The organism is Halomonas sp. SIMBA_159 (assembly GCF_046536035.1).
Classification (GTDB): domain Bacteria; phylum Pseudomonadota; class Gammaproteobacteria; order Pseudomonadales; family Halomonadaceae; genus Vreelandella; species Vreelandella venusta_A.
The window spans coordinates 1-243 of sequence record NZ_JAWJBT010001399.1; the positions used below are offsets into that span (position 1 = coordinate 1).

General features: G+C 50.2%; 1 tRNA gene. It reads right to left on the reverse strand.

Annotated features, from left to right (window positions below):
• Positions 1–152 precede the first annotated feature (152 nt).
• Positions 153–229, reverse strand: a tRNA-Pro gene (locus R0J87_RS23845).
• Positions 230–243 lie beyond the last annotated feature (14 nt).

Consider the following 243-nt stretch of genomic DNA (forward strand, 5'->3'; position numbering starts at 1 on the left):
GGGTAGAATCGCCGTGGAATACTCAGGCGGGTGTGGTCTGGACGTTCTGATAACAGAAAATAAACAGGCTGTGATGTGTCACGGTCTGTTTATCGAATTAATTGCAGATATAAAAAAACCAACCGTAAGGGTTTGTTTTTTCTTGGGATTTTTGGTCGGCACGAGAGGATTTGAACCTCCGACCCCCGACACCCCATGACGGTGCGCTACCAGGCTGCGCTACGTGCCGACTCGTGGCTGCTA